Origin of the sequence: Shigella sp. FC1567 (assembly GCF_001743015.1) — a bacterium.
Classification (GTDB): Bacteria; Pseudomonadota; Gammaproteobacteria; order Enterobacterales; family Enterobacteriaceae; genus Escherichia; species Escherichia coli.
The window spans coordinates 1-341 of sequence record NZ_MIIV01000433.1; the positions used below are offsets into that span (position 1 = coordinate 1).

At 49.0% G+C, this 341-nt stretch carries 1 protein-coding gene; it reads left to right on the forward strand.

Features of this window, described 5'->3' with window-relative positions; translation table 11 throughout:
• Positions 1-235, forward strand: a 235-nt coding sequence (locus BHE85_RS19345) for an integrase core domain-containing protein (RefSeq protein WP_146627965.1), incomplete at its 5' end; no start/stop codon positions are given.
• Positions 236-341: the final 106 nt, after the last annotated feature.

Consider the following 341-nt stretch of genomic DNA (forward strand, 5'->3'; position numbering starts at 1 on the left):
GCGCGGAAACTGCTGGGATAACAGCCCAATGGAACGCTTCTTCAGGAGTCTGAAGAACGAATGGATGCCGGTGGTGGGTTACGTAAGCTTCAGCGAGGCAGCTCACGCCATAACGGACTATATCGTTGGATATTACAGCGCACTAAGACCGCACGAATATAACGGTGGGTTACCCCCAAACGAATCGGAAAATCGATACTGGAAAAACTCTAACTCGGTGGCCAGTTTTTGTTGACCACTTCACTCTTGTACCGGGCTACGTCGCCTTCAGGGAACTGGTTATTCTCATTTTTTATTTGTGACATTGTGGTTGTTGTGCGACAGACATTGCTATTCGGCCC